Here is an 8,002-nt window from a genome sequence, read left to right as displayed (position 1 = left end):
AATGCCTGCAGTGTACTTAATGTTTGGAATGCCTGCAGTGTACTTAATGTTTGGAATGCCTGCAGTGTACTTAATGTTTGGAATGCCTGCAGTGTACTTAATGTTTGGAATACCGGCTGTGTACTTAATGTTTGGAATGCCCGCGGTGTACTTAATATTTGGAATGCCCGCGGTGTACTTAATATTTGGAATGCCTGCGGTGTACTTAATGTTTGGAATGCCTGCGGTGTACTTAATGTTTGGAATGCCGGCTGTGTACTTAATGTTTGGAATACCGGCGGTGTACTTAATGTTTGGAATGCCTGCGGTGTACTTAATGTTTGGAATACCCGCGGTGTACTTTATATTTGGAATACCTACATAAAGGCTTTCGCTTATACCTTCATAGATCTTAGAGCTTTTAAAATTTAAATTTTCTAAAGTGTGTTGTGATGCTATAGCAGAAAATGATCCTAGTAATACCGTAGATGTAACTAATCCTTTAATTATCTTTTTCATTTTGTACCTTCTCATAGAGTATTAAATATAAAGTTATATTTTTGACTTAATGAAAAGGTAATTGCAGATGTTGTGCCAAGGTTGATTTTTTGTTCTAAATTAGTTTGTTTTAACGCTTTTTGGTGGAAGCTGTTGGTTATTCGCGTCAAGACGTAATAACTTGGTAAATTCTATTTCGGTAACCGCTTTACTATATATATAGCCTTGGATCTCTTCACACTTTAATGCACGTAATATATTAAGTTGCGAAGGTTCTTCTACACCTTCACCGACGACTGAAAGCCCCATGTTATGGGCGATAGTGATGATTGAATCAACCATTTTTAAATCACGATCTGATTTGTCTATATCATCTACAAAAGCTTTATCTATTTTCAATGTATGAATTGGAAAACGCTTTAAATATGATAATGAAGAGTAACCAGTACCAAAATCATCAAGTGCTAGACTTACTCCCATCTTAGACAGTTGCTGCATGACTTTAATCGCTTTTTCAGGCTCTTTAATAACGGTGCCTTCTGTAATTTCAAGTTCTAGATTAGCTGCAGGTAATTGAGTAAGACGTAAAATTGACTCAATTCTTAACTGTAAATCAGGTAATGCGAATTGCTTCGACGATAAATTGACGGCAACGCGTCCACTAAATAAGCCTTGGCTGCGCCATTTCTGCGCTGCAAAACAGGCTTTTTTAAGTACAACATCTCCAATTTCTACGATTAACCCATTCTCTTCTGCTAAAGGGATAAATTTTGTCGGTGGAATAAGTCCGTGTTCGGGATGGTTTAAACGCACTAAAGCTTCCATTCCTGCCATTTGGCCAGTTTTGAGATCTATTTTCGGCTGGTAGTACACTTCAAATAAGTCATCCTTGAGTCCTTCCCTTATAAGGTTTTCGACTTCTAGTTGTCTTATTGCGTTTTTATTAAGTGATTCTGAATAAAATTGATATCGATTACCGCCAGCAGATTTTGCATGATACATAGCGATATCAGCTTTTCTTAATAATGCCTGTTCGTTTTGATCATCTTCAGGGTAGAGCACTATGCCTATACTTAGACCCACAACGACTCTTTCACTTACAAGGTCAAAGGGCGTCTCAAATGCATGGATAACATTTTTAGCAAGGACGGCACTAGAGCCTATATCTGGGTTTTTATCAACTAAAATTGCGAACTCATCTCCCCCTAGACGGTAAATGCTCGTATGGCTAGGTACTGCTGCTTGTATTCGTTCAGAGACCTGTATAAGAAGATCATCACCCACTTGGTGGCCTAAAGAATCATTAATTTTCTTAAAGTTATCTAAATCTAACACCATAAGGGTATGGTGAGAGTCTCTTTTTACTAGGTTGCCTAGGGTAACCATTAGATTTGAACGATTTGGCAGATTGGTCAATAAGTCGTTGTTGGTCAGTTTTCTCAATTCTTCTTCTTGTTGCTTACGACGACTAACATCAGAAAACACACCAACATAATGAGAAAGTTCGCCCTGTTCGTCATAAATAGCATCAATAGAAAGTTCCATTAAAAAGCTACTACCATTACCCTTCACCGATTCAACTTCGTTATTCCAACGGCCTTGTTGCTTTAAGATCGTGCGAATTTGTTCTGAATAGCTATCTGGATAGAGGTCAAAGTTAAATAGTTGACCGACAAAATCTTGCTTAGTGAGCATGCTTAAATCACAGCAAGCCTTATTTACTTCCACAAATGTAAACTGGTTATCGAGAATGAACATACCTTCAGAGATATTTTGAATAGCACGTTCAAATAGTTTTAGCTGTTCTTCAGCTTGTTTAAAATTGGTGATGTTTTTAATGGTACCAGTCATTCGAAGTGCACTATCATTTTCATCACGCTCAACAATCTTGGCTCTATCTAAAATCCACACCCAATCATTTGACTTTCCTTTTACGCGGTAAGCAGCTTCAAAGTGATCAGTTTCACCATAAAAATGCTTGTTAAGGGCTTCTCTAACTCTATCTTGATCCATTGGATGGATATTGCTTTCACCGCTTTCAGTTCCTGAGCGTTGACCGTCTTGGGGAAACTCAAGAGAGCCCCAAATATTCGAACGATAGATTTGTCCTGTTTCGATATCCCAATCCCACATTTCATCGCCGCTGCCCCAAAGAGATAGTTTTAAACGTTCTTCACTCTTTGCGATCTGTTTTTGAATTTCTCGACGGCGCAATATTATTTTTATAATGAGTATTGAGGCTAATAGTGCACATAGAAAATAAATAGATTTAGCTGAATTAGATAGCCACCATGGAGGAGTGATTTCGATCGCTAACTCTTTGGTTTTTCCCTTGTTACCGTTTATAGGGTCAATAGCATAGATCAAAAACTTGTATTTACCCGGTGATAAATTGGTATAAGTCGCGGAATTCGTTCCTTTTGAATGAATAAAAGATTCTGAAAGCCCTTGCATTTTATAAACATAGTCTATGTTGGCGTATGGAGTGCCTGGACTATTGAATGAAATTGTAAATGGATAGTCGGAGTATTTTAACTTGATAGAACTTGTTTGTGAGAACTGATCTCCTAGGACATTTCCACCTGGTTGCTCGGGTATATTAAATATTAATAGTTCTTTTAAATTTACTAATGGAGGAATTATTTTTGATATATATTTTTTTAGTGTTTTCGATGGGATTATACTTATTCCAGATACTCCACCTATGAGAGTGATATCTTTATCGCTATAGATTGCGTTAGCATTGTATTCTAATTGTGTACCTAGTTCCTTGTTTAGTGTGATGACCTTATTGGTACTTTTGTTTATTAAAGTTATTTCATTGATTGAAGATGATGTTACGTAGGCACCTTCAGACGCTATCGAGAATATGGGCTTGTTATTGGAGTGAACAGTGTTAATTTCTGAAGTTGTTAGGTTGTACCGCTTTAAGCTTGTTCCTGTTCCAAAGTAAAGGCTGGAGTTTGAAATAGACAAGCTAATAACGAACTGTTCTGTATAAATGGGGGTTACACTATCATTTTCTACTTTAAATATCCCTCCTTGTGAAGCTATAAAAGTTCTATTGTTATAGGCAATGATATCAAAAATAGGGTTGCCTTTATCAATAACTTGCCTTTTTAATAAACCAGTTGGTATGTTATAAATTATAAGCTCACCATCAGATGAACCCGCTAAAATAGTTTTTTTATCATTACTTAACTTTAAAGCGAAAAATGACTCGTTGACAATTGTTTTAATTTTACTTGTTGTAATGTCAATTGAATGTAAACCTTTTGCGCTCGCTACATAAAGAGTGTTGTTCTTCAGTACAATAGACTTAGGCCCTTTTATACCAGTATAAAAGGACTTAGTAATCTCAAATTGCGTGTTATATATATTTATGTCTTCACTATCAAAGCTAACGATGAAAGAATTTGGATCTTTTTTTATTATAGACCATACATTTCCTTTATGACTTAATGTTGATTTTATCAAGTTATTGCTATCTGAAATGATAATCAGTCCTTTGTTTTGATCTGATATAAATGTTTTTGTGAGCCCTCGATAAATTGTCGGTGTTTTAAATGGCTGACTTGAAATATCAAGTTTACCAATTACTTTAGGTTTGGTTAAATCGTTCAAGTTGAAAATGGTTTTATTTTGCAAACCTAATGTGTGATGTTGGTTCATAGTTACACTCACATAGTCCTGTGTATTTACTGGAACTATTATAGGGAGTGCCTGGAAAACGCCATCATCTCTAAATAAAATCAATTTGTTGTTTTTGGACGTTATTTGGTTTACATCTTTTGCAATAATATTTTCTGGATTAGATACTTTTATTACATTGCCATCATAGCTTCTTATGAAAATCTCATTTTTAATTGATAAAGCTTGTTTTACACCATTGAAATTACCTTTGTAAGAGTTTACAAGCTTAAGTTCAAACGGTTCTAATTCTTCTTGTGTTATATAAACGGAGTTATTAGTTCCGATTAAAATACTATTATCGTTCTTGGAAATAGACCATACAGCTTGCTCATTAATAAACTCGTTAGACTCTAATTTTACAACTCTGTCTTTATATTTGTCATAGACCGCAAGTCCTTTGTCTGTACCTATGTACATCGTGCCACTGTCACTAATAAACAGGCTACGAATAAAGGCACTGGGTAGCTCATTTTCTGGAGAAGGAAAATAATGGCGGAATTCTTTACCATCATATCTATTCAGGCCATTGACGGTACCGATCCACACGTAACCGTCTGCATCTTCAACGATCGAGGTTACATTACTCTGCGATAAACCATCTGGTACGCCTAGAGAAGTCGAATTTAGCGTGAGCGCTATCGCTGGCTTGAGCCAAAGCAGGCTAATAAGTAATAAAATCGTAGTGTTTAAAATAATTTTAGGCATATGTTTTTGTTTAATTATCAGCCAGTTTAAGGAATAAATTATTTGTTACTCACACTTTTTCAGAAAGTGGCTGTATTGTCAAAAAAATGCGGCTTAAATGTAGTTGATAATCATTGCTAACTTAAGTTTTGAGATGTGAGTTAAGCTGTAAGATAGCTATTAAGTAGCTAGATTATAGTTGAACTGGTTTGAAATTTAGCCAGTTCAACTATTTTCACTGGTTTTATCTGAAGTTAGTTTTAGTTGCTATAACGATAGTCATTTATTTGTTTTATGAACTTTACCGCCAATCGCGATAGCTTTATTAATAATCAAACTGCGGAGCACCTTGCTTAAAGGCCCTTAAGTCAGTAATCATTTTGTCTGACTCTAGCGGTGTTTGATCATGGTGGGCGTCACCTGTACTAAACAAGACTAAACGGTCGCAATGTTTAGTTCGCATCTTTTGCATAATGAACTTGATTAAATCTGCGCGTGTTAACAGCTTTATTTGCTCAGCTACGAGTTCGCGTTGATTAAAACTATAGTCTTTGTTGCCAATGCTAGACCAGTAGCGTTGGCTGCGAACTTTTAAGCTTGAGTCTTGCACTAATACTTGATTGACTAATCCATGTTTAGTGGCTTCCCATTGTTCGTTGGTGATCTGTAATACTGCGTAGGCAAAGTCAGCAATAAACTCATCGATAGCTTCAAGCAGTAGCTGTGGTCCACTGGTTGGCGATTGAATATAGAAAATAATTCCCGGGTAACGGTTCAAAGGAAGATAGCCTGTACCCACCATATAACCTAATTGACGCTGAGTGCGTAACTCATGAAAAAAGGTTGAAGACATAGTGTGGTTTAACAGGCTAAACAGCGCCATGGTTTCAGGCGTTGTTACATCTGATTGGTAATACACGATAATACTGCTATCAGGATGTGACACTGGTATTTCACGTAATAAGCTGCCTTTATTTGAAAGGTCAATGAGTTCACGCGATGACTCTTGGCTAGGTGTTGTGACTAGCGATAAAATGCGTTCAAGTCGATCGCCTAATACCTTAGTTTCACTTTCTAACCAATCACCATATACCAAGCCTTCAAGATGAATTTTCTCGTAAAAACTTTTAACGTGAACATGCAAGTCATCAAGGGTAATTTCTTCGAGTATTTCAGCCATTCTCGCAGGCTCAAAGCTGCGCTTTTGCAAGGTTACAGTGAGGCTGGTGAACAATTGCGAAATAGGTTTTGCTTGTGAGTGATTGTACCAGGCTCGAAGTATTTGGCGCTTAATTAAGTCAAAGCGACTTTGGGTAAAGTTGCGTTCACGGGCTTTAGAGATTACTAACTCCAATAGGGTTTCCTGCTTGCCGGTAAATCCGGTTAAATGCAGAGTAATACCACCTTGGTGCGGATAAATATTATAACTGAGGCCTGCAACCTCAGCCTGATAGGTGCACTCGGTTAAATAGTCGAGTAGCATTTCTACATATAAGCGGGTAAGGGCTGCATGCTTTGGTGATGCGGCAGCCTGCGCTGAATCAAGCGATAAGTATAAGTGGCCTTTAGGCACGTTAAACTCATCGTCTTTTCGGTGCCAAATACGGTAACCGGCTTTTTGGGCGACGACGGTAGGCACTGGATGCTTACTTTTATCGGTTCGTGCTATGCATTCATTAATGATAAAGGGGTTTTTATCAGGTAAGCAAAGCGCTTGACGTATAGGACTTTTGCCCCAGCGAATGAGGTCTTGTTTATCTATCGGTTTTATTTGGTATGGGGAGTGATACCAAGCCGCTTTTTTATTGGTATCAAGTTCTGATGCTATTAACTGGATACGCATGTTTTCCGGTGTCATCAAAGATAACAGCTGCTGGGTTTCTTCAAAGTTGAGGCCGTCCATACGGAAATCACCGTAGATCACATCTTCAACATCATAATGATGCATATTAATGCTTAAATGACTAGCTAAATCTAACGCGTTAACTTGCTCTTGGTATTGAAAAGCGACTTGTAATAAGGCTGCTCGCTCATTATAGCGCCAAGGCTGTAATCCTTGGGTTTTGATAAGTTCAATATACTCAAAAGTGGCGCTAATCACCTCATCTAACCGGGCAAGACCTCGGTCTGTTAACTGAATACTAATGTTGTAGTCTTTGAAGTTATAGCCATTAACCCCACCGCCAGCGGAAAGGTTGTTCGCTAGGCCTGATTCTTTCAAATAAGAAAGTAGGCTGCCTTTACCTTCATAGCCAAGTAAGTGACTAATAAATGTAAGCGGCTTATGTTTATAAAAACGCTCAAGTTCTGGTAAAGCAAAGGTAATCGCAACACGTTTTTGTTCTTTTAACGGGATAATATTAATTTGCGCTTGCAGCTGCTCTGCTAAATAAAGCGCAACATCTGGGTATTTGTCATTGCGCACATGGTCGCTAATACCTCCAAAATATTGCTTAGCTAACGTTTCGAGCTCATCTAGACTTTTGGGCGCGACTAAGCATAAAGTCATGATGTTGGCGCTGTATTTTTGTTGGTAAAAGTCCAATAACTCTTCACGTAGAGCAGACTCTTCACCGGCTAACGTCTTTAGGTTACCCACTGAGAATTTTGAAAAAGGATGTGCGGGATTGACCGTTTCCTTTTGTACTTGATACACACGCCGTACATCATCTTTTAGCTTCATACTAAATTCTGATTCAATTGCGTGGCGCTCGCGATCGACTAAATCTATGTTAAATAGCGGCGCAATAAAAAATTGGCTAAACCTGTCTAATGACGCTTCAAATTGCTCGGCGTTAATGCTGTAGAAAAAGTTAGTATGCTCTGTACCGGTCCAAGCGTTGTTGGTGCCACCATGCTGATTGATAAAGGCTGAGTATTCACCTGATTCTGGATACTTTTCTGTGCCAAGAAACAACATATGCTCAAGAAAATGTGCCATGCCAGGACGTTCAGCAGGATCGTCAAAATGACCAACGGCTACTGCCATCGATGCTGCAGACTGTGTTGCTTGTTGATCTTCAACCAGAAGTACTGATAAGCCATTTTTAAGCGTCAAATGGCGATAGTGACGATGATCATTAGGACTGGTTTTGATCTGTTTAGCTTCTGACAAGGCGTGGCTCCGATATCGTGAACAGGCAAACCA

General features: G+C 38.0%; 3 protein-coding genes. All 3 read right to left on the bottom strand.

Annotated features, from left to right (window positions below; translation table 11 throughout):
* On the bottom strand, nt 1–498 hold a 498-nt coding region (locus L2747_RS17010; RefSeq protein WP_249000198.1), incomplete at its 3' end, for a hypothetical protein.
* Nucleotides 499–597: 99 nt separating this feature from the next.
* On the bottom strand, nt 598–4,875 hold the full coding sequence (locus L2747_RS17005; RefSeq protein ID WP_249000197.1) for an EAL domain-containing protein: 4,278 nt from the start codon (nt 4,873–4,875) through the stop codon (nt 598–600).
* A gap of 304 nt (nt 4,876–5,179) precedes the next feature.
* Entirely contained in the window at nt 5,180–7,969 is a 2,790-nt protein-coding gene (locus tag L2747_RS17000; protein ID WP_249000196.1) for an insulinase family protein, read from the bottom strand.
* Nucleotides 7,970–8,002 lie beyond the last annotated feature (33 nt).

Source organism: Shewanella marinintestina, from assembly GCF_023283845.1.
In the GTDB taxonomy this organism is placed as follows: domain Bacteria; phylum Pseudomonadota; class Gammaproteobacteria; order Enterobacterales; family Shewanellaceae; genus Shewanella; species Shewanella marinintestina.
Note: the sequence above shows the minus strand (reverse complement) of the source record. Positions and strands in the feature narration are given on the sequence as shown.

What these genes read in the sequence shown, in the direction of transcription:
- L2747_RS17005 (WP_249000197.1), bottom strand. Translation starts at nt 4,875, where the DNA reads ATGCCTAAAATTATTTTAAACACTACGATTTTATTACTTATTAGCCTG.